Annotated in this window: 1 protein-coding gene; it reads right to left on the bottom strand. The window is 79.2% G+C overall.

Going from position 1 to position 284, the window contains the following annotated elements; translation table 11 throughout:
* On the bottom strand, positions 1-284 hold a 284-nt coding region (locus C7C45_RS33090), incomplete at both ends, for a polyketide synthase dehydratase domain-containing protein (RefSeq protein ID WP_146247499.1).

Below are 284 nucleotides of genomic sequence, written 5' to 3' on the forward strand. Positions count from 1 at the left end.
CGGCCAGGTCGGTCAGGACCAGGGCGACGGTGTCGGGGCCGGTCGCGGTGATGCGCACCCGGACCGCTTCCGGGGCGGGCGCGGTCACCCGGACGGCCTGCCAGCTGAACGGGACCTCCGGGCCGTCGCCGTCCTCACCGGCGAGACGGGCGTGCACGGTGGCGTCGAGCAGGGCCGGGGGCAGCGGGTACGTGCCGGTTCCGGCCGCCGGCGGCAGGGCGACCTCGGCGTAGGAGTCGTCCCCGGAGCGCCACGCGGCCCGAACGCCCCGGAAGGCCGGGCCG

This window comes from Micromonospora arborensis, from assembly GCF_003205615.1.
Classification (GTDB): Bacteria; Actinomycetota; Actinomycetes; order Mycobacteriales; family Micromonosporaceae; genus Micromonospora; species Micromonospora arborensis.